This window comes from Flexivirga sp. G2, assembly GCF_055397625.1.
The window spans coordinates 4,148,413-4,173,567 of the sequence record NZ_AP039675.1 but is presented as its reverse complement, the minus strand read 5'-3'; the positions used below and the strand labels follow the sequence as shown (position 1 = coordinate 4,173,567).

The 25,155-nt window shown below is 68.0% G+C and carries 23 protein-coding genes and 1 riboswitch; of the genes, 12 read left to right on the top strand and 11 right to left on the bottom strand.

The features are described 5' to 3' along the window. Positions 1 to 135: 135 nt before the first annotated feature. From ACZ50J_RS20200 to ACZ50J_RS20190, 3 genes are read right to left on the bottom strand one after another with little or no spacing between them, the layout of a single operon-like run. Positions 136 to 567, bottom strand: coding sequence for a GtrA family protein (locus ACZ50J_RS20200; protein ID WP_464298950.1), 432 nt, complete (start codon positions 565 to 567; stop codon positions 136 to 138). Next, the gene (locus ACZ50J_RS20195) at positions 564 to 2,141 is read right to left on the bottom strand and encodes a sensor histidine kinase (protein ID WP_464298949.1); all 1,578 of its coding nucleotides are present in this window, start codon (positions 2,139 to 2,141) and stop codon (positions 564 to 566) included. Before ACZ50J_RS20195 ends, ACZ50J_RS20200 begins: the two co-directional genes overlap by 4 nt. A 29-nt stretch (positions 2,142 to 2,170) precedes the next feature. After that, a complete protein-coding gene (locus tag ACZ50J_RS20190; RefSeq protein ID WP_464298948.1) occupies positions 2,171 to 2,893 on the bottom strand; it encodes a response regulator transcription factor in 723 nt (240 codons plus the stop codon). A gap of 138 nt (positions 2,894 to 3,031) precedes the next feature. Here ACZ50J_RS20190 and ACZ50J_RS20185 point away from each other — a divergent pair, with 138 nt between their 5' ends. Continuing rightward, a complete protein-coding gene (locus ACZ50J_RS20185; RefSeq protein ID WP_464298947.1) occupies positions 3,032 to 4,162 on the top strand; it encodes a PQQ-dependent sugar dehydrogenase in 1,131 nt (376 codons plus the stop codon). 89 nt (positions 4,163 to 4,251) lie between these two features. Here ACZ50J_RS20185 and ACZ50J_RS20180 read toward each other — a convergent pair whose 3' ends face one another. From ACZ50J_RS20180 to ACZ50J_RS20170, 3 genes are all read right to left on the bottom strand, one after another. Beyond that, positions 4,252 to 5,979, bottom strand: a complete 1,728-nt coding sequence (locus ACZ50J_RS20180; RefSeq protein ID WP_464298946.1) for a glycerol-3-phosphate dehydrogenase/oxidase — start codon at positions 5,977 to 5,979, stop codon at positions 4,252 to 4,254. Positions 5,980 to 6,131: 152 nt separating this feature from the next. Then, positions 6,132 to 7,649 (bottom strand): glycerol kinase GlpK, encoded by a 1,518-nt coding sequence (gene glpK / locus ACZ50J_RS20175; protein ID WP_464298945.1) that lies wholly within the window; start codon positions 7,647 to 7,649, stop codon positions 6,132 to 6,134. A gap of 57 nt (positions 7,650 to 7,706) precedes the next feature. Beyond that, a complete protein-coding gene (locus ACZ50J_RS20170; protein ID WP_464298944.1) occupies positions 7,707 to 8,660 on the bottom strand; it encodes an MIP/aquaporin family protein in 954 nt (317 codons plus the stop codon). 177 nt (positions 8,661 to 8,837) lie between these two features. Between ACZ50J_RS20170 and ACZ50J_RS20165 the strand changes: the two genes are divergently transcribed. The 3 genes from ACZ50J_RS20165 to ACZ50J_RS20155 are packed head-to-tail and all read left to right on the top strand — an operon-like array spanning position 8,838 to position 11,589. After that, complete coding sequence (locus ACZ50J_RS20165) at positions 8,838 to 9,620, top strand: IclR family transcriptional regulator (protein ID WP_464298943.1); 783 nt, start codon at positions 8,838 to 8,840, stop codon at positions 9,618 to 9,620. A gap of 4 nt (positions 9,621 to 9,624) precedes the next feature. Beyond that, complete coding sequence (glpK, locus tag ACZ50J_RS20160; protein ID WP_464298942.1) at positions 9,625 to 11,130, top strand: glycerol kinase GlpK; 1,506 nt, start codon at positions 9,625 to 9,627, stop codon at positions 11,128 to 11,130. Positions 11,131 to 11,187: 57 nt separating this feature from the next. Next, positions 11,188 to 11,589, top strand: coding sequence for a winged helix-turn-helix transcriptional regulator (locus tag ACZ50J_RS20155; RefSeq protein ID WP_464298941.1), 402 nt, complete (start codon positions 11,188 to 11,190; stop codon positions 11,587 to 11,589). 23 nt (positions 11,590 to 11,612) lie between these two features. Here ACZ50J_RS20155 and ACZ50J_RS20150 read toward each other — a convergent pair whose 3' ends face one another. The 4 genes from ACZ50J_RS20150 to ACZ50J_RS20135 form a co-directional block, all read right to left on the bottom strand. Next, the gene (locus ACZ50J_RS20150) at positions 11,613 to 12,263 is read right to left on the bottom strand and encodes an FMN-dependent NADH-azoreductase (protein ID WP_464298940.1); all 651 of its coding nucleotides are present in this window, start codon (positions 12,261 to 12,263) and stop codon (positions 11,613 to 11,615) included. Between the two features lie 154 nt (positions 12,264 to 12,417). Further along, a complete protein-coding gene (locus tag ACZ50J_RS20145; RefSeq protein ID WP_464298939.1) occupies positions 12,418 to 13,284 on the bottom strand; it encodes a hypothetical protein in 867 nt (288 codons plus the stop codon). Continuing rightward, positions 13,271 to 13,786, bottom strand: a complete 516-nt coding sequence (locus ACZ50J_RS20140; protein ID WP_464298938.1) for an RNA polymerase sigma factor — start codon at positions 13,784 to 13,786, stop codon at positions 13,271 to 13,273. The genes ACZ50J_RS20145 and ACZ50J_RS20140 overlap by 14 nt, the downstream gene beginning before the upstream one ends. A 297-nt stretch (positions 13,787 to 14,083) precedes the next feature. Then, positions 14,084 to 14,761 carry a nucleoside/nucleotide kinase family protein gene (locus ACZ50J_RS20135; RefSeq protein WP_464298937.1) on the bottom strand — a complete coding sequence of 226 codons (678 nt, stop codon included), beginning with the start codon at positions 14,759 to 14,761 and terminating at the stop codon, positions 14,084 to 14,086. Between the two features lie 40 nt (positions 14,762 to 14,801). Next, positions 14,802 to 14,939, top strand: a riboswitch (cobalamin riboswitch). A 75-nt stretch (positions 14,940 to 15,014) separates the two neighbouring features. On the opposite strand from ACZ50J_RS20135, the gene ACZ50J_RS20130 reads away from it, so the two are divergent. Genes ACZ50J_RS20130 through ACZ50J_RS20115 form a run of 4 tightly spaced genes read left to right on the top strand, consistent with a single transcriptional unit; the run spans position 15,015 to position 19,598 of the window. Then, a complete protein-coding gene (locus ACZ50J_RS20130; RefSeq protein WP_464298936.1) occupies positions 15,015 to 16,016 on the top strand; it encodes a hypothetical protein in 1,002 nt (333 codons plus the stop codon). Continuing rightward, on the top strand, positions 16,013 to 17,143 hold the full coding sequence (locus ACZ50J_RS20125; protein WP_464298935.1) for an energy-coupling factor transporter transmembrane component T: 1,131 nt from the start codon (positions 16,013 to 16,015) through the stop codon (positions 17,141 to 17,143). The genes ACZ50J_RS20130 and ACZ50J_RS20125 overlap by 4 nt, the downstream gene beginning before the upstream one ends. Beyond that, positions 17,140 to 18,735 carry an ABC transporter ATP-binding protein gene (locus ACZ50J_RS20120; protein WP_464298934.1) on the top strand — a complete coding sequence of 532 codons (1,596 nt, stop codon included), beginning with the start codon at positions 17,140 to 17,142 and terminating at the stop codon, positions 18,733 to 18,735. The genes ACZ50J_RS20125 and ACZ50J_RS20120 overlap by 4 nt, the downstream gene beginning before the upstream one ends. Next, entirely contained in the window at positions 18,732 to 19,598 is an 867-nt protein-coding gene (locus tag ACZ50J_RS20115; RefSeq protein ID WP_464298933.1) for an ECF transporter S component, read from the top strand. Before ACZ50J_RS20120 ends, ACZ50J_RS20115 begins: the two co-directional genes overlap by 4 nt. Positions 19,599 to 19,660: 62 nt before the next feature. On the opposite strand, the gene ACZ50J_RS20110 is transcribed toward ACZ50J_RS20115, so the two are convergent. Beyond that, a complete protein-coding gene (locus tag ACZ50J_RS20110) occupies positions 19,661 to 20,497 on the bottom strand; it encodes an aldo/keto reductase (protein ID WP_464298932.1) in 837 nt (278 codons plus the stop codon). A gap of 167 nt (positions 20,498 to 20,664) precedes the next feature. Here ACZ50J_RS20110 and ACZ50J_RS20105 point away from each other — a divergent pair, with 167 nt between their 5' ends. The 4 genes from ACZ50J_RS20105 (at position 20,665) to ACZ50J_RS20090 (ending at position 25,071) form a co-directional block, all read left to right on the top strand. Continuing rightward, positions 20,665 to 20,868 (top strand): RNA polymerase subunit sigma-70, encoded by a 204-nt coding sequence (locus tag ACZ50J_RS20105; RefSeq protein WP_325551857.1) that lies wholly within the window; start codon positions 20,665 to 20,667, stop codon positions 20,866 to 20,868. 82 nt (positions 20,869 to 20,950) lie between these two features. Beyond that, entirely contained in the window at positions 20,951 to 21,781 is an 831-nt protein-coding gene (locus ACZ50J_RS20100) for a Clp protease N-terminal domain-containing protein (protein ID WP_464298931.1), read from the top strand. Between the two features lie 173 nt (positions 21,782 to 21,954). After that, positions 21,955 to 22,689 carry an HAD family hydrolase gene (locus ACZ50J_RS20095; protein WP_464298930.1) on the top strand — a complete coding sequence of 245 codons (735 nt, stop codon included), beginning with the start codon at positions 21,955 to 21,957 and terminating at the stop codon, positions 22,687 to 22,689. Between the two features lie 3 nt (positions 22,690 to 22,692). After that, on the top strand, positions 22,693 to 25,071 hold the full coding sequence (locus tag ACZ50J_RS20090; RefSeq protein WP_464298929.1) for a glycoside hydrolase family 65 protein: 2,379 nt from the start codon (positions 22,693 to 22,695) through the stop codon (positions 25,069 to 25,071). The last annotated feature ends 84 nt before the right edge of the window (positions 25,072 to 25,155 follow it).

Genomic DNA, 25,155 nt, shown 5'->3' with positions numbered 1-25,155 from the left:
CCACGAGCGCGACACGGTCGGGACCTCGAGACACTCGCTCGTGCCTCACGAGTTCCTCGGTCACCACTGGGAGTCGGGACCTCGAGACACTCGCTCGTGCCTCACGAGTTCCTCGGCCACCTCTGGGTCCGGGCGTCAATCCTGTATGGCGACAGCGGGTTTCGGCGCGAACCAGCGCCGCAGCATGACGAATCGGATGATCGTCGCCACGACGTTCCCTGCCAGCTGGACCACCGATTGCGACGTGTGTGAGGCGTCCGGGTTCGCGTGCAGCAGCAGGAACAGCGCGAGTGCGGTCGCGGCCCACATGACCAACCAGAGCACCAGTCCCTGCAGCTGGGCGCGACCGGCACCCTCACGGGACCGGACGCCGAACGTGAAGCGTCGGTTCGCGGCGGTGTTCAGAACCGTGGTGACGATCAGCGAGAGCGCGTTCGCGACCTGCGCGTTCATCGTGAGGTTGAGCACGTAGAACAGGACGACATTCGCGATGGTGCTCGCGATGCCGATGACCGCGAAGCTGCTCAGCTGGTGTTTCAGTCGGGTATGGCGGGGCGCACTCGTCATACCGGCACTCTTGGTGCGGTCGGATTCGGCGCGGTCGGGTTCGTCGCCGGCGCGTTCGAGGCGGGCTGCCGACGCGGCAACCAGATGGAGAAGACCGTCTCACCCGGACGCGATGTCACGTCCACCGTGCCGTGGTGGGCGGCGACGACGGCGGAGACGATGGACAGGCCGAGGCCGGTCGATCCCTCGGTCCGGGTGCGTGCCACATCGCCGCGGGTGAAGCGTTCGAAGATGTGCGGCACCAGCTCCGGAGGTATGCCGGGCCCGTTGTCCCGCACCTGCAGCAGTGCGCCTCCGTTGTGCGGTCGGACGACCGCGACGACCGTGGTGCCCTCGGGCGTGTGCTTGCGCGCGTTGCCGAGCAGGTTGATCAGGATCTGCCGGATGCGTGCCTCATCGGCCTCGATCTCGATGCTCTCCTCGGGCAGGTCGAGGCCCCAGCGGTGGTCAGGCCCGGCTGCGCGTGCATCGCTCACCGTCTCGATCGCGATGAGCGGCAACTCGACCGGCTCGAAGTTGAGCGGGCGGCCGGAGTCGAGTCGGGCGAGCAGCAACAGGTCCTCGACGAGAGTGGTCATCCGGTCGGCCTCGGACTCGATGCGCCCGAGCGCGTGCGTCACACCTTGCGGCACCGGTTCGGTCTCGCGCCGGGACAGCTCGGCATACCCGCGGATGGAGGCGAGCGGAGTGCGCAGTTCGTGCGAGGCGTCGGCGACGAACTGCCGCACCTGTGTCTCGCTCGCCTGCCGGGCGGTGAGTGCGTTGTCGATGTGATCGAGCATGTCGTTGAGCGACGCGCCGACCTGGCCGACCTCGGTGCGCTCGTCGGTGTCGCGCGGTTCGACCCGTTCGGACATGACGACCTCGCCGGAGGACAGTGGGAGTTTCGAGACACGCGTCGCCGTCGCCGCGACGCGGCGCAGCGGCTCCAGGTTGCGCCGGATGATGTAGGTCGCTGCCAGCGCCACGAGGATCACGCCCGATCCGCTGAGCAGCCCGATCGCGAGAGCGGTCTTCACGACGGTCGACCGATTCGGATCCATCGGCAGACCGATGATGGTCGTGACTCCGGCGTTGTGCAGTGTCGGTCCCACCCCGACCCCGGCCTCCGAGTGAACCGCGATCATGCGGTATTCGCCCAGATAGCCGCCGAGCTCGACCGTTTTCGGCGACGTGCCGATGCCCGCCTTCTGCAGGATGCCGATCTGCTTCGTGCTGAGGCCGCGTGGTGTCTTGAAACCGTAGACGGAGTTGTCGGTCTCGACACCGGTGCTTCCGTCGCGATAGCGCACCGCTAATGGCGCGAGCTGTCCGGTGGAGCTGAGCAGGGTCACCCGGACGGACTCACCCGCGACCGGCGGCGGTCCGCCGATGGTGTCGCTGTACTGGCCGTTGAACCGTGCTGCCGATTGGTTGAGCTGGTTGTCCATCTGGCCGCCCAATGTCCGGCTGAGCTGCCACACGGTGAGCGCACCGACCGCGGCGGTGACCACGATGAACAGCAGCAGCATCCACGCGACGAGTTTGGTGCGCAGCGTCCACCGGCTGGGGCGCCAGGACGGGTGAGTGGTCATCGCGGAACCGGTCGGTGGGTGAGCCCCGCTCAACTGGCGGGCTTCAGGACGTAACCGGCGCCCCGCATGGTGTGGATCATCGGGTCACGACCGGCGTCGATCTTCTTGCGCAGGTAGGAGATGTAGAGCTCCACGACGTTCGCCTGGCCGCCGAAGTCGTAGTGCCACACCCGGTCCAGGATCTGCGCCTTGGACAGCACCCGCTTCGGGTTGCGCATCAGGTAGCGCAACAGCTCGAATTCCGTTGCGGTCAGGCTGATCTCGGTGTCTCCGCGGAAGACCTCGTGGCTGTCCTCGTCGAGTCGCAGATCGCCGACGACCAGCGTCGACGAGGAGTCCTCTGTCATCGCGACGGAGCGCCGCAGCAGCGCGCGCACCCGCGCGACCACTTCCTCCAGGGAGAACGGCTTGGTGACGTAGTCGTCGCCGCCGGCGGTGAGGCCTGCGACGCGGTCCTCGACGGCGTCGCGCGCGGTCAGGAAGAGCACCGGCAGCGTCGGGTCCTCGTCACGCAGTCGCCGCAGCACCTCCATGCCGTCGAAGTCGGGCAGCATCATGTCGAGCACGACCGCGTCGGGCCGGAACTCCTTGGCCGTGCGGACCGCGCTCGTCCCGGTGCCCGCGCTCTTGATCTCCCACCCCTCGTAGCGCAGTGCCATGGAGAGGAGTTCGGTCAGATTGCTCTCGTCGTCGACGACGAGGACGCGCACGGGGGACCCGTCGGGTCGCTTGAGGCCAGATGTGTTGCTCATGGTGGTCCACCCTCTTCCGGCTGACTGTGCGCTGCCATGGCCAAGTCTATGACGATCCTGTGCGTCCCCTGTATGGCGAAAGTCGTCGCGCGGCACGATGGAGTCGGGTGGTGGTTGACGATGAGTCGGGATCCGATCGTGAGTCGGCGAGCAGTGCTGGCCGCGGCGGGCGTGTCATCGCTCGTGGCCATGGCTGGGTGCACGTCGAAAAGCACTGGCGCCGATGGTGATCCGTCGACCGCGCCGTCCGGGTCGGCGACATCCGGGCCGGGCGTAACCGACGTCGTCACGGGGTTGCAGGCGCCCTGGTCGGTCGTCTGGGCGGACGGGGCGGCGTTGATCAGCCAACGCGACGACGCCCACATCCGGCAACTGGTCGACGGCCGGCTGCGCGACGTCTTCACGGTGCCGGGCGTCAAGCACGGCGGCGAAGGCGGCCTGCTCGGTATGGCGGTCTCCGGCGGTTGGCTGGTCGTCTATTTCACCGCCGAGGACGAGACCAATCAGGTGGTCCGCTACCGCTGGTCCCGACGTGGCGGCTCGGTCCGACTGTCCGGGCGTCAGCAGATCCTCGACGGCATACCGGCCGGGGTCGTGCACAACGGTGGCCGCGTCGAATTCGGTCCGGACGGAAAGCTGTACATCTCGACCGGCGACAGCACTCGCCGCGAATTGGCCCAGGACAGAAGCAGTTTGGCGGGCAAGATCCTGCGGATGGAGCCCGACGGCGCTGTGCCGGACGACAATCCGTTCTCCGGCAGTCGGGTGTGGTCGATGGGTCACCGCAACGTCCAGGGGATGGCGTGGGCCGCGGACCGCACGATGTTCGCCGTGGAGTTCGGCGAGAACACCTGGGACGAACTCAACGTCATCGTGCCCGGTGATAACTACGGGTGGCCGGTGTACGAGGGCCGCGCGAAGACGGATTTCGATACGTCGCTCGTCCCTCACGACACTCAATCCGCCAGATATCGGAATCCGGTGCAGCAATGGCCGACCTCCGAAGCCAGCCCCAGCGGTATGGCGATCCTGGGGAACACCATCTACATCGCGGCACTCGGCGGACAGCGGTTGATCGTGGTTCCGGTGGCACGGCCGTCGACGTCGAAGCAGTACTTCGTGCGGACCTACGGTCGGCTACGTGACGTGGTGGTCGCTCCCGACAAGTCGCTGTGGGTGCTGACCAACAACACCGACACCCGGGGCGACCCGCGGCCCGGTGACGACCGGATCCTGCGGGTCGATCCGGAACAACTCACGACGACGTGATCGCTACTGTCGTGACTTACTCGCCGAAATCAAGCGAAAACGGCGAACAAGTCACGACAGTGGCGATGTGTGCGGTCGCGGGGAGCCCGCTACTTCGTGGCGGTGACCTGCCGCAGACCCTGGCGCATCTCTGGGGCGCGCAGCCGGGCCGCGTCGCTCTCGGAGTCGGTGTCGAGCTCCTGCGAGGCGCGTTCGGCGGCGACGCGCTCGCGGTAGGTCTCGACCTCCTGGCGCTTCTGCTCCTCGGTCCAACCGAGCAGCGGCGCCATGATGTCGGCGGTCTCCTGCGCGGCGTCGACGCCACGGTGCTTGGTCTCGATCGACATACGGGTGCGTCGGGAGAGCACGTCGGCGACATGCAGTGCACCCTCGTGGGTGACCGCGTACTTCAGCTCCACTCGCAGGTAGGTCTCGGCGGAGGTGACCGGTTCCAAAAGGGATTCGTCCTCAGCGGTCAGCGCGAGGAGTTCGTCCAGCTTCGATCCGTAGCGGCCCAGGAGGTGCTCGATCCGCCACGGCGGCAGGCCGGTCTGGTCCGAGAGCTCGCGGGTGAGGTTGACCATCGCGGCATACCCGTCGGCGCCGACGAGCGGAACGCGGTCGGTGACCGACTCCTTGATCTCGCCGAGATCCTTGCCGGCGATGTCGATCGCATCCTTGGCCATCACTCGGTAGGTCGTGTATTTCCCACCGGCGATCGACACCAGTCCGGGCTGCGGGCGGGCGACCGCGTGCTCGCGCGACAACTGGCTGGTGTCCTCGCTCTCGCCGGCGAGCAGCGGGCGGAGCCCGGCATACACGCCGAGGATGTCCTCCTTGGTGATCGGCGTCGCAAGCACCGAATTCGCATGTTCCAGAAGGTATTCGATGTCCGACGCCGTCGCCGCGGGGTGCGCCAGGTCGAGGGTCCAGTCGGTGTCGGTCGTGCCGATCAGCCACTGCTGACCCCACGGTATGACGAACAGCACCGACTTCTCGGTGCGCAGGATCAACCCGACCTCGCCGGCGATCCGGTCGCGCGGGACCAGGATGTGCACGCCCTTGGACGCGCGGACCCGGAACCGTCCGCGTCCGCCGCTCATTCGCTGCACGTCGTCGGTCCACACGCCCGTCGCGTTGACAACGACCTTCGCGCGGACCGTGATCCGCTCGTCGGTCTCGACGTCCCGGACGACGGCACCGACCACCCGGTCCGCCTCGCGCACGATCTCGACGACTTCGGACGAGCTGCGCACCACGGCGCCGTAGTGCGCAGCGGTGCGCGCGACCGTCATCGTGTGACGCGCGTCGTCGGCCTGCGCGTCGTAGTAGCGGACCGCGCCGACCAGCGAGTCCGCCTTCAGACTGGGGAAGAGCTTCAGCGCGCCGCCGCGGGTGAGGTGCTTCTGGCGAGGCACCGAACGGGCACCACCCATCTGGTCGTACATCGCCAAACCCGTTGCGACATAAGGGCGTTCCCAACCGCGGTGGGACAGCGGGTAGAGGAACGACACCGGATGCACCAGGTGCGGCGCGATCGTGGTCAGCATGAGCTCGCGCTCACGCAACGCCTCGGCGACCAGGCCGAAGTTCATCTGCTCCAGGTAGCGCAGCCCGCCGTGGAAGAGTTTGCTGCTGCGCGACGACGTGCCGCTGGCGAAGTCGCGTGACTCGACCAGCGCGGTGCGTAGTCCACGGGTCGCCGCGTCGAGGGCGGCTCCCGATCCGGTCACCCCGCCACCGATGACGAGGACGTCGAACTCGCGCTCCTGCAGGTCTTTCCACGCCTGCACGCGCTCTTCGGGCCCGAGTCGGGCGCTGTTGGGCTGCATCACCATGAAAGTTCCTCCTGGCTGCCGATCGCCTGACGACGATGGCTGTCTTCCACTCTAGGTACCGGTCCGGCGTGCGCCTCGCGCGGCCGGTTCGGTCGGCAGTGGATGTGATCCAGCCCACCGAACCGGCCCCGCGATGCGGGTCGACGGCGACCTCACTCCACGTCGACCCAGTCGAGCGTGCGCTGCACGGACTTCTGCCAGCCGGCATATCCGGTGGCGCGCTGCTCGTCGTTCCACTCCGGCGACCAGCGCTGGTCCTCGTTCCAATTGGCACGCAACTCGTCGGTGTTGTTCCAGAACCCGGTCGCCAGACCCGCTGCGTATGCCGCACCCAGCGCGGTCGTCTCGGCGACGACCGGGCGTGACACGGGGACGCCGAGGATGTCGGCCTGCAACTGCATGCACAGGCTGTTGGCGGTGACCCCGCCGTCGACCTTGAGCACGTCGAGCTTCACGCCCGAGTCCTTCTCCATCGCGTCGGCGACGTCTTTGCTCTGGTAGCAAATGGATTCGAGCGTTGCCCGGGCCAGGTGGGCGTTGGTGTTGAACCGCGACATACCGACGATCGCGCCGCGTGCGTCCGAGCGCCAGTAGGGCGCGAAGAGGCCGGAGAAGGCCGGCACGAAGTACATGCCGCCGGTGTCATCGACCTGTCGGGCGAGCTGCTCGGTCTCGGCGGCACCGGAGATGATGCCGAGCTGGTCGCGCAGCCACTGGACGGCGCTACCGGTCACCGCGATCGAACCCTCGAGCGCGTAGACGGCGGGACTGTCGCCGAACTTGTAGGCCGGTGTGGTCAGCAACCCGCTCTTGCTGCGGACGATCTCCTCGCCGGTGTTCATCAGCAGGAAGTTGCCGGTGCCGTAGGTGTTCTTCGCCTCGCCGGGGGCGAAACACACCTGGCCGACGGTGGCAGCCTGCTGATCGCCGAGGTCGCCGGCGAGCGGGACCTCGCCGCCGATCGGCCCGCTGCGCAACGTGGTGCCGTAGAAGTTCGGGTCCGAACTGGGTCGGATCTCCGGCAGCATCGAACGCGGTATGTCGAAGAACGACAACAGTTCGTCGTCCCAGTCCAGCGTCTCGAGGTTCATCAGCATCGTCCGGCTGGCGTTGGTCACATCGGTGACGTGCACACCGCCGTCGGTGCCGCCGGTGAGATTCCACAGCACCCAGCTGTCGGTGTTGCCGAAGATCGCATCGCCGTTCTGCGCGGCCTCGCGCAGCCCGTCGACGTTCTCCAACATCCACTGGATCTTGCCGGCCGAGAAGTACGTCGCCGGCGGGATGCCCGCCTTCTGCCGGATGACGTCGCCCTTGCCGTCCCGCTCCAGCGCGGAAGCGATCCGGTCGGTTCGGGTGTCCTGCCACACGATCGCGTTGTAGTAGGGGCGCCCCGTCTTCTTGTTCCAGACGACGGTCGTCTCACGCTGGTTGGTGACGCCGATCGAATCCAGGTCACTGGCCTGCAGATTGGCGTTCGCCAACGCACTGCCCATGACGGTGCGGGTCCGGTCGATGATCTCCAGCGGGCTGTGCTCGACCCAGCCGGCCTGCGGCATGATCTGCTCGTGCTCGAGCTGACGCTTGGCGATCTCGTTGCCGCCGTGGTCGAAGATCATGAATCGAGTGCTCGTCGTGCCCTGGTCCAGGGCTCCTACGAAATCAGCCATTGTTTCTCCTGCAGAAGTGAAAAGTGTTGTCGCTGTTGGTGATCAGGAGTCGACTACTCATTCGTCGTCCTCGATCACTTGCTCGGGCGCGTCCTCCGGGACTCCCAGCGCCGCTCGGGCATCGAGCACCTTGCCGATGAACAGGTCGTAGATGAAGATGCCGATCACGCCACCGATCAGTGGCCCGACTATGGGCACCCACATGTATCCGCTGAATCCGCCTGGGCCGTGGACGGTTCCGGGTAGTGCGAGTTCACCGAATCCGGCGAAGTAGGCGAGGATGCGCGGGCCGAGGTCACGTGCCGGGTTGATCGCATACCCGGCGTTGGCGCCGAAGCTCATGCCGATCGCGGCGACGACGAAACCGATGACCACGGGACCGAGGTTGGCCTTGACGATGGTGTTGCGTGCGTCGACCACGGCGGCGATGCACAGCAGCAGCAGTGCGGTGCCGATGATCTGGTCGAGCAGCGGTCCCCACATCGAGCCGTTGAAGACCGGTGACGGGAAGGTCGCGAAGATCGAGAACGTCGCGTTGGTGTGCCCGTGGACCAACGTTGCGCCGCCCTTGGCGGCCGCATGGTCGTAGGCATTGATCGAGTCGTGGTAGTTCCACCAGACCAGGGCGGCGCCGACGAACGCGCCGACGATCTGACTGATCCAGTACGGCGCCACCTTGCGCCACGGGAACTTGCGCCGTACCGCGAACGCCAGTGTCACGGCGGGGTTCAGGTGGGCGCCGGTGACACCGCCGGCGATGTAGACGCCGAAACAGACCGCGAACGCCCAGCCCCAGGTGATGAGGAGCCAGTCGCCCGAAGCGAGGAAGATCGTCGTGGCGTTCTCGGCGCGGCCCGACCCGGGCAGGGCCGCGACGGCCATCGCGACGACGCCGTCGCCGAAGAGGATCAGCACGCAGGTGCCGAGGAACTCGGCCGCGCACTCACCCCAGACTCCGCCCAACTGCTTGAGCCCGAGGCCGTGTTTCATCGGTGCGGTGACGGCGCTCATCGGGCGTCCACCTCATGGGGCGGGATGGCTGGATTTCTCATGGCATGCGTACCTCTCCAGGAGTGTGAGCCGCATCACAAATGCGGTGCGCGACGTCAACGTAGATCCATTGCCGATGCCGGGGGATGCAGCCGTTTGACATTGTCGAAGGGGTGCCAGCGATTACCCTCGGGACGTATGCCGGGCAGTGTGCAATCGGTCGAACGTGCGGCGGCGATCATGCGACTGCTCGCCGGCGGACACGGCCGTCCACTGGGCGAACTCTCCGGTGCTCTCGGCCTCAGCAAGAGCACCGTGCACGGCATCGTTCGAACCCTCGTCGAGGTGGGTTTCGTCGAGCAGGACCCGAGCAGCGGCGACTATCTGCTGGCCGGCGAAGTGCTGGCGGCGCGGCTGAAACCCATGGATATCAACGAAATGCGGTCACGCGCGACCAACTGGGTGGACGCGTTGGCCGCACGAACCCGACTGTCGGCACGGCTCGTCGTCCTGCCGGACGCCCCGGCCGCCGAGATCGGCGAGGGCGTGACCGCCCATCACGTCTTCAGTGCGTCGCCGGCTCCGCAGCGGGTCGAGATCGGTGATCCGGTCGACCTCGCGGCGACCGCCGAGGGCAAGGTGTTGCTGGCGCTCAGTCCGATCGGCACCCGCGTCCTGGAGGGACTCCGGCCCGACGCCGACGACATACGAGCGGAGCAGACCCTGGAGCGGTTGCGCGCCGAAGCAGTGCTCACGCGGCGCCGCGGCTTCGCCGTCAACGTCGCTGCGTCCCGGCCTGACCAGGCCGGGCTCGCGGTGCCCGTGCGCAGCCACGGCGGGATGGTGGTCGCTGCACTCGGAGTGCGCGGGACGGTCTCGCAGGTGCTCTCGCCCGGCCGCGCTGCCCGCGACGACGTGCTCTCGTCGTTGCACGAAGCCGCGCGCGGCACCAGCCACGCCCTCATGGCGAAACGGTGGTAGGGCGGTGACCACCGCGCGCTATGTCCTCAGCATCGACCAGGGGACCACGTCCACCCGGGCAATGCTGTTCGACCAGCACGGCCGGCTCGCCGGCATGGGCCAGCGCGAGCACCGGCAGATCTTCCCGCACCCGGGATGGGTCGAGCACGACGCTGCCGAGATCTGGCACAACACCCGTCGCGTCATACCGGAGGCGCTGGCCGACCTCGGCATCTCGGTTTCGGACGTGGCCGCGGTCGGCATCGCCAACCAACGGGAGACGCTCGTGCTGTGGGAGCGCCGGACCGGTCGGCCGGTGTGTCCGGCGATCGTCTGGCAGGACACGCGCACCCGGTCGATCGCCGACCGACTGCTCGAGGACCCCGGTGCCGACTTCTTCCGGAAGCGGGCCGGGATCCCGCCGGCGTCCTACTTCACGGCGCCTCGGCTGTCCTGGCTGATGGACAGCCGTCCCGAACTGCGCGACCGCGCCCGACGCGGCGACCTGCTGCTCGGCACGATGGAGACCTGGCTGATCTGGAACCTCACGGGCGGGCCGAGCGGCGGCATACATGTCACCGATGTGACGAACGCGAGTCGCACGTTGATGATGAATCTCGAGTCGTTGCAATGGGATCCGGAGCTGTTGGAGTTCTTCGACGTGCCCGAGGCGATCCTGCCGCGGATCGTGCCCTCGTCCGCGGTCGTCGGCACCGCGACCGGTGCCCTGGCCGGCGTCCCGGTGGCCGCCGCCGTCGGTGACCAGCAGAGCGCGTTGTTCGGCCAAACCTGTTTCGAAGCGGGCGAGGTCAAGTGCACCTACGGCACCGGCGCCTTCCTGCTGATGAACACCGGTGACGAGATCGTGCGCTCCACGCACGGGATGCTGTCGACCGTCGCCTATCAGCTCGCGGACGGGTCGACGGCCTATGCGCTGGAGGGGTCGATCGCCGTCGCAGGAGGCCTCGTGCAGTGGGTGCGCGACGGACTCGGGCTGATCAAGACGGCTCCGGAGATCGAGACGCTCGCCCGCACAGTGGACGACAGCGGCGGATGCGTCGTGGTGCCGGCGTTCACCGGATTGTTCTCTCCCTATTGGTCTTCCGGCGCTCGCGGTGTCATCTCCGGACTGACCAGCTTCGTCACCGCCGGGCACCTCGCGCGGGCGGTGCTCGAGTCGTGCGCCTGGCAGACCAGCGACGTCGTCGAGGCCATGGCGGCGGACGCCGGCGTGCCGTTGAAGTCGCTGCGCGTCGACGGCGGTATGACGGCCAACCATCTGATGATGCAGATGGTCGCCGACGTGCTGGACGTGTCGGTGGTGCGGCCGACCATCAGCGAGACCGTGAGCCTCGGCGCGGCATACCTCGCAGGCCTTGCGGTCGACTACTGGTCGGACATCAAGGTGCTGCGCCGCAACTGGCACCGCGCCGGCCAATGGGACCCGCAGATCAGCCCGCAGGTCCGCGAGGCGCAGCATGCCGCCTGGCGCGCAGGGATCAGTCGCACGCTCGGCGCGGACCGGGGCTGACCTGAGGTGCTTACCATTGGTGTGGTTACAGCCAATACGTAGGAATCAGGGAGTTCGATGACACGCATCCGGCAGGTGGCGGGGCCGTGCACCACATGGCCGGAGGACAGTGCCTTCATCCGCGAGGTGCTCGATCGCATCGGTGACAAGTGGTCGGTGCTGGTGATCAGCACACTCGGCGAGGGCGCGCTGCGCTACTCCGATCTGCAGGCGAGCGTTCCGGGCATCTCGCAGCGGATGCTGACCCTGACCCTGAAGGAGTTGGAACGCGACGGCCTGCTGACGCGGACCGCCTACGCCGAGGTGCCGCCGCGGGTCGTCTACGAGCTCACGGACCTGGGGACGTCACTACTGGACGCCGTCATGGCGCTGGCCGGCTGGGCGGTGGCCCACCATGGCGAGATCGCCGAACGTCGTCGCGCGCACGAGAAGAGCGGGGTCGGTCGCGCGAAGGCGTAGCGGCGGACCCGGCCGGGGCCCGGTCATGCCGCCGTCCCGCGGGCGAGGAGCTTGCCGTGGTCCCGTGCACGCTCGTGCGCGGAGGTGCGCAGTTCGGCGGCCAGTTCGGTGAACTCGTCGAGGCCGGGGCTCACCCCGGCGAGGGTGAACTCGATCTCGACGACGTTGAGGTCCATCCGCCATACGTCCTCGAGGATGCGGCGGATCCACGGAGTTCCGTGATCCCAGCCGTCCCGTGGGGTGCCCGGGCCGTACGCGCCGCCGCGAGCGACCGCGAGCACGGCGGGCTTGCCGGCGATCGGCGACGGGCCGCCCGGGTAGAAGGCCGGATGGGTGAAGATCAGGTCGATCCACGACTTGATGTGCTGCGAGACCCCGAAGTTGTAGAACGGCACGGCGAGCAGCAATGCGCCGGCGTCGAGAAGTTCCTGGCCCAGGGTCTCGGCCAGGTCGACCGCCTGCTGCTGGTCCGGCGTCCGCTGCGCGGGCTCGAGTGGTCCGGCACTGATGGCGTCACCGAGTGCGGTCGCCCGCAACGGGGACAGCCCGACGTCACGCCGCACGACGTGGCCGTTCGGGCGGTCGGCCCGCCAGGCCTGTTCGACGATGTCACCCAGCTCCCGGCTGTACGAACCCTCCACCCGGAGGCTGGCATCGACTCGAAGCAACGACATGAAGTTCTCCTCTCACGGCATACGAACAATTTGTTCGTAACGCCATGATGGGTCTGTCGGAGGGGCCTTACAAAAGGCACTTCGATGTTCGCGTCGGACGGCCGATCGTCAAGCGCCGCAACGCACTACAGCGCGCGAGCGCTCGCGCTGCCGATCACCAGGTGACGGTGAAGCTGCCCTTGTCGCTGATCGCGCTCACCGTGTATGACGTGCCGGGGTAGCTCCAACCCGAGCCGTCCTCGATCCAGCCCTCACCGGGCAGCGTCTGTTGCCAGTAGGCCTCGAGGTCGGTCGGCAGGTAGGTGATCCGGACCGTCAGGCTGTTGTCGCTCTCGGCCGTTCGCTGCCAGGTCAGGTCCGACGGCATGGCGAGCATCCGGGGTCCGCCGGACGGGCTCTCCAGCGGCACCGCGCCGGCGTACTCCTGATCACTCAGCGGACTCGCCTGGGGCAGGCTCGGTGACATGGCCGGGGGCTGGTCGGCTGCAGCGGACAGCTTCGTGGAGGTCGAGTCGGACCGTGCGGTGGACGGACCGGTCAGCGCAGACGGACCGCTGGCTGACGAGGTCGTCGTCCCGGACCTGGCCGCCGAGGATTTGGCGCTGCTGCCGTCGGAGGACGGCAGCTGTGTGCTCAGCCCGCTGCGTGGGGTGACGGGCTCGTTCAGCGCCGGTGTCCTCGAACCGCCGGTCGATGCGGGACTGCCGGTCGTGCTGGGTGACGGACTGGCCGAGCTCGAGCTCATCGCCGGCGACAGTCCGTTGACGACCTCGTGCTTGCCGCCGTCGTGCAGTGCGACCACGGTGACGCCGACGATCGCTGCCGCGGCAGCCGCCGCGCCGACGCCGGCGAAGATCCGGGTCATCGGGCTGGTCCGCCGTCGGCTGTTCAGTGCCGCGGCGAACTGCTCCTCGCGATCCCGGTCCAGGTCTGCGTCGGAGACCTGCAACGCCTTCGCGGCGAACGCGTCGCGCAGGCGGCGTTCCAGGTCCTCCTGGTCGTGTTGCTCAGACGGATTCATCGGGTACGCCTCCTTGCATGATCTTGGTGAGTGTGGCCATGGCCCTGCTTGCCTGTGATTTGACGGTGCCCTTGCTGATGCCGAGCGCGTCGGCGATGTCCGCCTCGGACATGTCGGACCAGTAGCGCAGCACCAGCACCTCGCGCTGCCGCGGCGGCAATTGGTCGACCGCCCGCAGCACCTCCTGGTGCTCCTCGGCGAGGATCACGTCGGTGTCGGCGGGCGGCGCGATCTCCGGCTCGGCGACCTTGAGGTGGGCGCGCACGGTCCGGCGCCGCCGCAACATCGACCTGGACTGGTTGACGACCGCCTGCCGCAGGTAGCCGACCGCGGCCCGGGAATCACGCAGCGCGGCCCGGTTGCGGTGCATCCCGAGGAACGCTTCCTGGACGACGTCCTCGGCGCTCGCGGTGTCGTCGACCAGCAGGCGCGCGAGCCGCACCATCTGCAGGTGGTGCGTGCGGTAGAGCTCGGCCAGATCGACCGGTTCGTCCGCGGTCATCGTGGCAGGGCGAGGGAGTGAGCCACGGTCATGGACCCGACCTCCCAAGCGATACGGCCTTTCGGCATACACGGCGGGCGCGGTCAGTGTCATGACGTCCCGACCCCTCGCCCAGACCCTAACCAGTCGTCGTGGTGGAAGGGAACGCCGCACCGCGGCAGGCCGGGAACCGGCTGCCGTCCAGCGATCATCGCGTCGCACCTCACGGTGGGTAGACGCACGACCGGCGGTCAGGTTGCCTCGGCGCGCTCGGCGATATACCGCGTGCGCGTGCGATCGGTCACAGAGTGCCGGTCCTCACGGCAGCAGGAGTATGGCGTCCGCACGCTCCCGCGTCGACCGCACCAGCACCGCGTTCCGCTCGTCCGAACCCAGCGCTCGCTGCGTCGCCTCCGCCACGCTGCGGCCGTAGCTGCGGTGTCGTTCGATGAGTCGCTCGCGGCGCAGTTCGTCGGGGGTCTCGACATACCAAATGGCGTCCAGCAAACCTGGCACCTCGCGCCAGGGCCGGTCCGCGAGCAGCAGATAGTTGCCCTCGGTCAGCACGACCTGCGTGTCCGGGGCGATCGGGATCGAGCCGGCGATCGGCTCCTCCAGCGACCGGTCGAAGGCGGGCGCCCACACGGTGTCCTGCCCGATGTCGTCGCCGATGTGCTTGCCGGTCTGCTCGCCGCCGCGTCGAATCCGGGCGAGCAGTTCGACATACCCGACGGCGTCGAACGTGTGCGGTGCTCCCTTGACCGGCCTCCAGCCTCGTTCGTCGAGGACGGCCTGCGCCAGGTGGAAGCCGTCCATCGGGGCGATCACCGTGCGGAGGCCGCGCTCGCGACACCCGCGGGCGAGCACGTCGGCGGCGGTCGACTTGCCGGTCGCGGGTGGCCCGGTCAGCCCGACGACGACGCGGTCGTTCCGGCCGGCCAGCTCGGCGATGGCGTCGACAGCGGTAGCAGTGTCGAGGGTGGGTCCGGAGGTCACCCGCGTGACTCTGCGGCATTCCGGTCCCATGCACAAGCGCTGCTAATCTGTGGGACGGCGTCCGTGTCGGGCGCCGGGGTGTGAGCAGGGGAAGCCGGTGCGAGTCCGGCGCTGTCCCGCAGCCGTGAGTGGCCGGTCGGTCGCGAGTCGGAATACCTGCAGCGCCCAACACCGGATCGACTGTCGAGGACTGCAGTCGCGGGCGAGAGTCTGTCGCGCGCGGGAAGTCGCGACACGAAAGGACACCGCCCGCATGCCCAGCCGCACGGTGCGATCGGCCGCAGCCCTCGCACTCGCCACTTCGGCCACCACCTTCGCGTATGTCGGATCGGCCGCGCCCGCACAGGCGGCCGGTTACAACGGCTACTGCAAGACCAGCTCCGGCGTGACGGTCGTCGTGGACTTCCGTGGACTCGGTGGTGGGGTCGCGATCCGCTGCGCTCCGGTCGGTGCCGGCGCCAACGGGCTCGATGCGCTGCGCGCGGCCGGGATCCCGATGACCGGCACGGGCATGTATGGCGACAGCGTCGTGTGCACGTTGTACGGCAAGCCGGACCGCTCCTGCCCGCGCATGCCTCCGGCGGATGCGTACTGGAGCTACTGGCACGCGGCCAACGGTGGTTCGTGGACCTACAGCTCCGACGGGCTGACGAACCGCACCGTCATACCCGGCGGTTTCGAGGGCTGGTCGTTCACTCAGGGGTCGACCAATGTCGCGCCCGGCGCCGCGCCGTCCCGTCCGGCGAGCGCGCCGAAGCCACCGCCGGCGACACACACCACGCAGCCGCCGGCACCGCCGCGTCATACGAGCTCGACCGCGCCGAACGGCACGAAGACCACCACGAGCAAGAGCGGTTCGACGCCGGGCACAGGTGACGGCGGTGGATCGCAGCCGGAGTCGACGACCGCCGCCGCACAGACGAAGGCGGCCAAGGCGTCGAAGGCGGCCAAGGCATCGAAGGCAGCGAAGCAGAAGGCTGCCGCGAAGAAGGCGAAGGCCAGCCGTTCCGCGTCGGCGAGCAGCGCCGCGAAGGCGAAGCACGGCACGGCGTCGTCGAGCTCGTCCGCCGGGGCGGCCGGAGGTTCGAGGGGCGACGCGGAGAATGCGGCCATGGCCAACAGTGACGACCTGATCAAGGACTCCAAGAAGTCGTCCGGTGTCAACGCAACAACCGTCGTCGGTGGCATCGTCCTGGCGGCACTCGTCGTCGGCGGCGGCGCCATCGCGATCGTCCGCCGGCGCAACCTCGGGTGAGTCGGCTGCCTGGGTCGGTCCATCCGGTCGCCTGGTGGTTGTGGGCGATCGGCCTGGCCGTGGCGGCGTCGTTCACGACCAACCCGCTGTTGTTGTTGCTCCTGATCGGCGTTGCTTGCTTCGTCGTGGTGCTGCGCCGCGGCAACGCGCCGTGGTCGCGCTCGCTGCGGCTCTACCTGCTGCTCGGGCTCTTCATCGTCGTGGTGCGGGTGGCATTCCGGTGCCTCCTCGGGGAGTCCAGCGGTGGCACGGTCCTCCTGGACCTGCCGTCGATCCCGTTGCCGGAGTGGGCAGCCGGCGTCAGCCTGCTCGGGCCGGTGCACCTGTCGGATCTGCTCGCCGGCCTGTATGACGGACTCCGGCTCGCGGCGATGATCATCTGCATCGGCGCGGCCAACTCGCTGGCGAATCCGAAGCGGCTGCTCAAGGTGGTGCCGATCGGGCTCTACGACATCGGCACGGTCGTCGTGGTTGCCGTGTCCGTCTTCCCACAGATCGCGGACAGTCTCCGCCGCGTGCGACGAGCACAGCAGCTGCGTCCGGATCGGGACGGCAAGAAATGGCACGTGGTGCGACGGATGATCGTGCCGGTGTTGGCCGACGCGCTCGATCGCTCGCTTCTGCTTGCCGCTGCGATGGATTCGCGTGGTTACGGTCGGCGCGGACCGACCCCGGTGCGGACCCGACGGATCCTCGGAGTGGTGACGGTTGTCGGGCTGATCGCGGTGTGTGTCGGCATCTTCGGTGTGCTCGACGATCGCGCACCGTCCCTTTTCCGGTGGCCCGCCTTCGTCGTCGGTGTCGTGCTCGCGGCCGGCAGCCTCGCCTTCTCCTCGCGGGAGCGCACCGTGACCAGATATCGACCCGAGTCGTTCGACGTGATCGCTGCCGCGGTCGCCGCTGCGGGGCTGGCGTCGGGCGTGCTGATGCTCCTTGCCACGCATGTGACGCCGGACCACTTGGATCCGTCGACCTCGCCGGTGGAGTGGCCGGTGGTGGACCTGCTTCCCTTGGTGGCGGCGGTGGTCGGCTTGGTCGCGGCGGCGGTGTCGCCACCCGGCGTCATACGCGATTCGGGTCAGGATTCGATGCAGGACTCGGCCGAGGACGAGGAGGTGCCCGCATGATCGAGTTGCGTGACGTGTCGGTGAGGTATGCCGACGACCGGGCACCGGAGTTGGCGCACGTCGATCTCTCGGTCGAAGAGGGTGAGCTCGCACTGGTCGTGGGACGCACCGGTGTCGGCAAGTCCACCCTGCTCGGCACGATCAACGGGCTCGTGCCGCACTTCACCGGCGGGCGACTGTCCGGGACCGTGACGGTCGCCGGCATGGACACTCGGGACCACCCGCCGCGTGAAATGGCCGACGTCGTCGGCCGCGTCGGCCAGGACCCGCTCGCGGGATTCGTCGCGGACACCGTCGAAGATGAACTTGCCTATGGAATGGAGCAATTGGGGGTCTCGCCGGCCACCATGCGCAAGCGGGCCGAAGAGACGCTGGACCTGCTGGGGATCGCTGCGCTGCGGGCTCGATCCCTGACCACGTTGTCCGGCGGGCAGCAGCAACGCGTCGCGATCGGTGCGGCGCTGGTGACAGCACCCAAGGTGCTCGTCCTGGACGAGCCGACGTCCGCGTTGGACCCGGGGTCCGCCGAGGAGGTGCTGGCGGCGATCACCCGACTCGTGCATGACCTCGGGACGACGGTCGTGATGGCCGAGCACCGACTGGAAAGGGCTGTGCAGTATGCCGATTCGGTGATCACCCTGCCCGGTGGCGGCGTCGTCCGCAGTGGCGATCCGGCGACGATGATGATCGATGCGCCGGTCGCCCCGCCGGTGGTGGAACTCGGGAGACTGTGCTCCTGGACGCCGATCCCGTTGTCCGTCAGGGACGCTCGTCGAGCGGCGCGACCGTTGCGGGAGAAGCTCGAAGCACCGACCGTGCGAAGCCGGGCGGCGGGGGAGACCGTGCTCCGGGCGGGTGGCGTGACGGTGCGCTACGGCCGGCGGGTGGCCGTACGAGAGGTCGATCTCGAGCTCGCGTCCGGCACGGTGACAGCACTGATGGGTCGCAACGGGTCGGGCAAGTCTTCCTTGATGTGGGCGTTGCAGGGCAGCGGCGCACGTAGTTCCGGCTCGGTCTTGGTGGACGGCATCGAGACTGCAGCCAAGGACGGTAAGCGGCGGGACGCAGCTGACGCCGCGACGCGGATCGGTCTGGTTCCGCAGAGCGCGGCCGACCTGCTCTATCTGGAGAGCGTCGACGAGGAGTGCGCGGCTGCCGGACCAGCAGCGCGCGAACTCCTCGACGAGCTCGCGCCGGGCATCGACGGGAGCCAGCACCCCCGCGATCTGTCCGAAGGACAACGTCTTTCGCTCGTCCTGGCGATCCAACTGGCAGGACGTCCGCGCGTGCTGCTGCTGGATGAGCCGACGCGCGGGCTGGACTACACAGCGAAGGCGCTGCTGTCGAGACAACTGGATGCGCTCGCGCGTGACGGGCATGCCGTGCTCGTGGCGACCCATGACGTGGAGTTCGTCGCCGGGGCAGCAGATCGGGTCGTCGTGCTGGCCGACGGCGACGTGATCGCCGACGGCCCGACGGCGGAGGTCGTGGCGTCCTCGCCGGTCTTCGCACCGCAGGTCGCCAAGGTCCTCGCGCCGCACGAGTTCCTCACGGTCGACGACGTCGCAATCTCTTTGGGGAAATCGTCGTGAATCAGACGGTGACACCGGGTGCGCCCGGCAGCCGGCCGGACCTGGTGACGACGCTGGGCAGTCACGCTGTCCCGCTGCGCGCTCGGTCGGCACTCGTCCTCGCGCTGATCAGCGTCGCCGGTCTGGCGATGTTCTGCTGGCCACTGCTGACGCACAACGACGTGTCCGGCAGCGCCCACGTCACCGACGCACCGATCATCTTCGCGGCCACGCTGCCGCTGCTCGTCTTCGTCGTTCTGGCTGAATTCGCCGACGGCGGAATGGATTCCAAGGCGCTCGCGATGCTCGGTGTGCTGTCTGCCGTTGATGCAGCGCTGCGACCGATGGGTGGCGGCACTGGTGGTGTCGAGACCGTCTTCTTCCTGCTGATTCTCGCGGGTCGCGTGTTCGGTCCTGGCTTCGGCTTCGTCCTCGGCTGTACGTCGCTCTTCGCGTCCGCGCTCATCACTGCTGGCGTGGGTCCGTGGCTGCCCTTCCAGATGCTCTGTTCCGCATGGATCGGGCTGGGAGCGGGGCTGCTGCCGCGCCGGGTCCGTGGCACGCGCGAGATCGTGATGCTCATCGCGTATGGCGTGCTGGCGGCATACCTCTTCGGCGCGTTGATGAACCTCTACGGGTGGCCTTTCCTCGCCGGCACCGACATCTCCGGGCACGCGAATCTCGCCTATGTGCCAGGGGATTCGCTGTTGGACAACCTGCACCGCTTCGGCGTCTACACGCTGGTCACGTCGACAGGTGGCTGGGACACCGGACGTGCGATCACGAATGCGTTGGCGATCGCCCTGCTGGGTCGGCCGGTGCTGGTGGTGCTGCGCCGGGCCGCGCGGCGTGCGTCATACGACCCGGTGCGCAGCGACAACTGACACCCCGAGGTGGCCGAGTAGCTCGTGAGGGACGAGCGAGCGTATCGAGATCCGGGCCCCTGTCACATTTCCTCGTGGGTGTTCGGGTCGCCGCCGAAGAGACGCCCGTCCTCGCGACCCAGGCCGGTGATGGCCGCCATCTCCGCGTCGGACAGCTCGAAACCGAAGACGTCGAGGTTGGCCTGCTGTCGCTCCGGCGTGGCGGATTTCGGCAGCGGCAGTGAGCCGAGCTGGTGGTGCCAGCGCAGGATGACCTGACCCGGCGTGACGTCGTGTGCCCGGGCCGCATCGGCGACGGGTGCCTCGTCGAACGGAGCCTGACGCTTGCCCATCGGGCTCCAGGCCTCGGTGCGAATCCCGAGGTCCGCGTGGGTCTTTCGCATCTCGACCTGGGGAAAGTAGGGGTGCAGTTCGATCTGATTGACCGCCGGCGTGACTCCGGTCGCTTCGATGATCCGCGCGAGATGCTCGGCGGTGAAGTTCGAGACGCCGATGGTGCTGACGAGGCCGTCCTGCTGCGCGGTCACCAGCGCCTTCCATGCCTCGACGAACTTATCCACGCTCGGGTTGGGCCAATGGATGAGCTGCACGTCGATGCGGTCGATGCCGAGAGTCTCGAGAGACGTGCGGATCGACGCGAGCGCGTCGTCATACGCATGATGCCGGCCGGGGATCTTGGTCTGGATGCGGACGTCGTCGCGCGGGATGCCGGATCGGCGCAGGGCTTCGCCGACTTCGGCTTCGTTCTCGTAATTGACTGCGGTGTCGAGCAATCGGTAGCCGGCGGCGAGTGCGGACCCGATGGCGGTCACGCCGTCGGTGCCCTTGAGCGGGTAGGTCCCGAAACCGATCGCCGGGAGCGTCGTGCCGTCCTGGAGTGTGTATGTCGGAATGCTCACCGGCACCACGCTACGCGTCCCGTCCCGGCCACCTCCATCGCGAGTGACGGCTTCCTCGGCGACTGACGGTCGGATCGGGCCGTCACTCGCCGAAGAAGCCGTCATTCGGCATCAGGGGTGTGTCAGGTTTAGTTGACAAGGCGATTCTTGTCAGGTTTTATTGACACATGAACGACGAACTCAAGCTCACCGAGGCCGCTGCGAGTACGAACCCCGCGCAGGGGTTGGCGGCGGTTCGCGCGCTCCGGGTCCTCGCCGACCGGTTGGAGGACGTGCAGGTGCGCAACGCCCGGGAGCGCGGCTGGAGCTGGCAGGCCATCGCCGATGTCCTGCAGGTCAGCCGGCAGGCCGTTCATCAGAAGCACTCCTGAGGGGCTGTTGTATGACGCCCTCAGCCGTGCACCCCAGGCGTGAAACGCACTGGGAACCAACACACTTCAAGGAGAGACCACCATGTTCAGAGATCCTGAGATTCGGATAGCAATGCTCCAGGCCACCGAGGAGCGCCGCGAGCTCGGTCACGACCTGCTCGGACCCGACCACCTGCTGCTCGGCCTGCTGGCCAACGTGCGCGGCTCGGCATACGAAGTGCTGGCCGGGCAGGGAGTCACCTACGACTGGGCACGTCGGGTGGTGGCGGAGAAGCACGACGACCGGCGCCAGGACGACGACGTCGAGCAGCCGACCGACTCGGCGGACAGCCTCGACGAGGATCGGGAGGCGCTGAAAGCCATCGGTATCGACCTGGACAAGGTCCGCGACGCCGTCCGGGAGGCTTTCGGTGAGGACATCACCGACCGCTGGGGTCAGCGTCGTGACCGCGGCGGACGCGGCCGGCGCGGTGAGCGCCGTGAGCGCGGAGACCGCTCCGATCATGACCGTCGAGGCCGCGACGACGAGCGGGCGGACCGTGAGGACCGGCGCGGTGGCCAGTGGCACGGCGGTCCGCACGGCCGAGGCCCGTGGGGCGGGGAATTCGACGGGTTCGGTGAAGGTTTCGCCGGATTCGGCCCGGGCGGCCGCGGTCGCCGGGGCCCGCGACGCGGCCGGTTCGAGCGGGTGACCGCGAGCATGCGGCGCATGCTGCACGGTCTTCGCGGTGAGCTGCGGGCCGCGCACATGGCGCAGGGGAACGACCGCGATCGGACTCCTCCCGCGGGCATCGTCCTCGCGGCGATCGTCGCGTGCGGTGACCCGGCGGTGGACGCCATCGTCGAGGCGGCCGACAATCCCGACTCGCTGCGCGCAGCGGTCGATGCGCTGGCCGGCCACGCCACCACCTGATCGCCGCCGCCTCGGCCCGGTCGCGTGCTGCTGCACGTGACCGGGCCGTTGCGCGTGTCCGAACACTGCGCCGAATCTCCTTGACGACGACCGGTTCGGGTCTAATCTGCCAAAGAGCCCACAAGGTGTGCGACCACGACGAGCCAACTGCCGACGGAACTGAGGAACGTTCGATGCTTGGACTGCCGGACTCGATCACCACCTGCCTCTTCGACCTCGACGGTGTCCTCACGGACACCGCCAGCGTGCATCGCACGGCGTGGAAGCAGATGTTCGATGCCTACCTGGAAGCCAAGGACGGCAAGGGATTTCAGCCGTTCACCGATGACGACTACAACAAGTATGTCGACGGCAAGCCGCGTCAGGACGGCGTCCGCGACTTCCTGAAGTCCCGCGACATACAGCTGCCGGACGGATCGCCGGACGACGGTGGTGACGCCGAAACCGTCTGGGGCCTGGGCAATCGGAAGAACGACAAGGTCCAGGACGAGATCAAGCGCAACGGCGTCAAGGTCTACGAGGGGAGTCGGCGCTACCTGCAATTGGCACAGGAGCAGGGCCTGCGCCGGATCGTGGTCTCCTCGAGCGCCAACACCAAGATGGTCCTCGAGGTCACCGGCCTCGAGCAGTACATCGAGGGCCGCATCGACGGTGTCACGTTGTCGGAACAGCACATCAAGGGCAAGCCGGCACCGGACTCGTTCCTCGCCGGCGCGAAACTCGCCGGCGCATCGCCCGAGCAGGCGGTCGTCTTCGAGGACGCGACCTCGGGAGTGGCCGCCGGCCGCGCGGGCAACTTCGGCTACGTCGTCGGCGTGGACCGCGTGGGGCACGCGGATGCGTTGAAGGACAACGGTGCCGATGTCGTGGTGCAGGATCTCGCCGAACTGATCGAACGTAAGGGCTGAACGATGACCGACAACGCCAAGAGCGAATTCACCGTCGAGCCATGGCGCGTCCGCGAACTCGGTGTCCATCCGGGCAATCTCGCGCAGTCGGAGTCGGTCTTCGCCCTCTCCAACGGACACATCGGCGTGCGCGGGAACTACGACGAGTCCACGCCGAACGGTCTGCTCGGGACCTACCTCAACTCCTTCTACGAGGAACGCCCGCTGCCGTATGCCGAGGCGGGCTACGGATACCCCGAGGAAGGGCAGACGATCGTCAATGTCACGGACGGCAAGATCATCCGGCTGCTCGTCGACGACCAGCCGCTCGACCTCCGGTATGGCGTGGTGCGACACCAGGAGCGCACGCTCGACCTGCGTGAGGGACTGCTGCACCGCGACCTGACCTGGGAGACCACCGCAGGGACGCAGGTCCGCATCCGCTCCACCCGCCTGGTGTCGTTCACCCAGCGCGCGATCCTCGCTATCCGCTACACGGTCGAGGCCGTCAACAAACCGGTGCGCATCGTCATGCAGTCGGAGATGGTCGCCAATGAGAAGCTCGCGGTCGCGTCCAAGGACCCACGAGTGGCGGCTGCGCTGAAGGATCCGCTGAAGCCGGAGGAGGCCTCGAACACCGAGAACCGGTCGCTGCTGATCCATCGCACGAAGAAGAGCAAGCTGCGCGTGGCCGTCGCCTGCGACCATGAGATCCACGGCGACGACGGAACCGAGTTCCACAGCAACACCTACGTTCAGCCCGACTGGACGCGCACCACCCTCGGCACCGAGCTCGAGCCCGGCGAGAGCGTCGGTATGACGAAATACGTTGCCTACGGCTGGAGTTCGCAGCGCACCCTGCCGGCATTGCGGGACCAGGTGGACGCCGCGTTGTCCGCGGTGCTGCACACCGGATGGGACAACCTGGTCGCCGAGCAGCGCACCTACCTCGACGAGTTCTGGGACGGCGCCGACGTCGAGGTCGACGGTGACCCGGTCATCCAGCAGGCGGTGCGTTTCGGTCTCTGGCACGTGCTGCAGTCGGGTGCCCGGGCGGAGGGTCGCGCCATACCGGCGAAGGGCCTGACCGGTCCGGGGTATGACGGACACTGCTTCTGGGACAGCGAGATGTACGTCCTGCCGGTGCTGACCGCGACCGCACCGCAGGCCGCGCGCGACGCGCTGATCTGGCGGTTGTCCATCGCAGATCTTGCAGAAGAACGCGCGAACACGTTGAAACTCAAGGGTGTTGCCTTCCCATGGCGCACCATCCGAGGCCAGGAGTGCTCGGCATACTGGCCGGCCGGGACCGCTGCTTTCCATATCAATTCGGCTGTCGCGACGGCCGCGGCACGCTACGTCCATTGGACACTGGACGAGGAGTTCGACCGCGAGGTCGCGCTTCCGTTGCTGGTGCGCACCGCACGGCTGTGGGCCGGCATTGGTTATCACGGCAACGACGGTCGCTTCCACATCGACGGGGTCACCGGACCGGACGAATACAGCGCGATCGTCGACGACAACGTCTACACGAATCTGATGGCCGCGCGGAACATGCGGTACGCCGCGGAAGCCGCTGAGCGCTGGCCGAAGGTCGCCAAGGAACTCAAGGTCACCGAGGCCGAACGCGCCGAGTGGTGGGCGGCGGTGGAGACCATCGCCGTCCCGTATGACGACGAGCTCGACGTTCACATGCAGGACGCCGACTTCACCAACCATCGGGTGTGGGACTTCCAGGAGACGCACGACAGCCAGAGCTACCCGCTCCTGCTGCACTACCCGTATGTCGACATCTACCCGCGCCAGGTCATCAAGCAGGCCGATCTGATCCTCGCAATGCATTGGTGCGGCGACGAATTCACCACTGAGCAGAAGGCACGTGCGTTCGCGTACTACGAGCCGCTCACCACCCGCGACTCCTCGCTGTCGGCCTGTACCCAAGCGGTCATCGCGGCGGAGGTCGGTCACGTCGACCTCGCGCACGACTATGCGACCGAGGCCGCGCTGATGGACCTGCACGACCTGGAGCACAACACCAAGGACGGCGTGCACGTCGCATCGCTCGCCGGCGCCTGGTTGGCCCTGGTCTGCGGCTTCGGTGGGATGCGCGATCACCACGGCCAGTTGAGCTTCGCACCGGCATTGCCCGAGGGCATCGAGCGGCTCGCGTTCACCATCCGCTGGCAGGGCTGCAAGATCCGGGTCGAGATCACGCACGAGCGGACGACCTATCAACTCGAGGACGGTCCGGACGCGCACACGACGATCAAGCACTACGGCCGCAAGTTCATCCTGCGGTCCGGGAAGCCGGCCTCTCGCGCGACGAAGGCACCCAAGCCACTCACGCCTCGACCGGAGCAGCCCGTCGGCCGTGCGCCGATCAAGGCCGGGTCGGGTGGCTGAGACCTCGAGACTCCCGCCCGTCCCTCATGGGCCCCTCGGCCAGCGCTGCTGACGGAGTGGCAGACTGGTCGACGGGCCGGGGCC

Bases quoted from the DNA above. Each gene is read 5' to 3' on its own strand.
- ACZ50J_RS20100 (WP_464298931.1), top strand. From the start codon at position 20,951: ATGTTCAGAGATCCTGAGATTCGGATAGCAATGCTCCAGGCCACCGAG.
- ACZ50J_RS20190 (WP_464298948.1), bottom strand. From the start codon at position 2,893: ATGAGCAACACATCTGGCCTCAAGCGACCCGACGGGTCCCCCGTGCGC.
- ACZ50J_RS20165 (WP_464298943.1), top strand. From the start codon at position 8,838: ATGCCGGGCAGTGTGCAATCGGTCGAACGTGCGGCGGCGATCATGCGA.
- ACZ50J_RS20140 (WP_464298938.1), bottom strand. From the start codon at position 13,786: ATGACCGCGGACGAACCGGTCGATCTGGCCGAGCTCTACCGCACGCAC.
- ACZ50J_RS20130 (WP_464298936.1), top strand. From the start codon at position 15,015: ATGCCCAGCCGCACGGTGCGATCGGCCGCAGCCCTCGCACTCGCCACT.
- ACZ50J_RS20090 (WP_464298929.1), top strand. From the start codon at position 22,693: ATGACCGACAACGCCAAGAGCGAATTCACCGTCGAGCCATGGCGCGTC.
- ACZ50J_RS20170 (WP_464298944.1), bottom strand. From the start codon at position 8,660: ATGAGCGCCGTCACCGCACCGATGAAACACGGCCTCGGGCTCAAGCAG.
- ACZ50J_RS20145 (WP_464298939.1), bottom strand. From the start codon at position 13,284: ATGAATCCGTCTGAGCAACACGACCAGGAGGACCTGGAACGCCGCCTG.
- ACZ50J_RS20095 (WP_464298930.1), top strand. From the start codon at position 21,955: ATGCTTGGACTGCCGGACTCGATCACCACCTGCCTCTTCGACCTCGAC.
- ACZ50J_RS20180 (WP_464298946.1), bottom strand. From the start codon at position 5,979: ATGGTGATGCAGCCCAACAGCGCCCGACTCGGGCCCGAAGAGCGCGTG.
- ACZ50J_RS20150 (WP_464298940.1), bottom strand. From the start codon at position 12,263: ATGTCGTTGCTTCGAGTCGATGCCAGCCTCCGGGTGGAGGGTTCGTAC.
- glpK (WP_464298945.1), bottom strand. From the start codon at position 7,649: ATGGCTGATTTCGTAGGAGCCCTGGACCAGGGCACGACGAGCACTCGA.
- ACZ50J_RS20195 (WP_464298949.1), bottom strand. From the start codon at position 2,141: ATGACCACTCACCCGTCCTGGCGCCCCAGCCGGTGGACGCTGCGCACC.
- ACZ50J_RS20200 (WP_464298950.1), bottom strand. From the start codon at position 567: ATGACGAGTGCGCCCCGCCATACCCGACTGAAACACCAGCTGAGCAGC.
- ACZ50J_RS20105 (WP_325551857.1), top strand. From the start codon at position 20,665: ATGAACGACGAACTCAAGCTCACCGAGGCCGCTGCGAGTACGAACCCC.
- ACZ50J_RS20155 (WP_464298941.1), top strand. From the start codon at position 11,188: ATGACACGCATCCGGCAGGTGGCGGGGCCGTGCACCACATGGCCGGAG.
- ACZ50J_RS20120 (WP_464298934.1), top strand. From the start codon at position 17,140: ATGATCGAGTTGCGTGACGTGTCGGTGAGGTATGCCGACGACCGGGCA.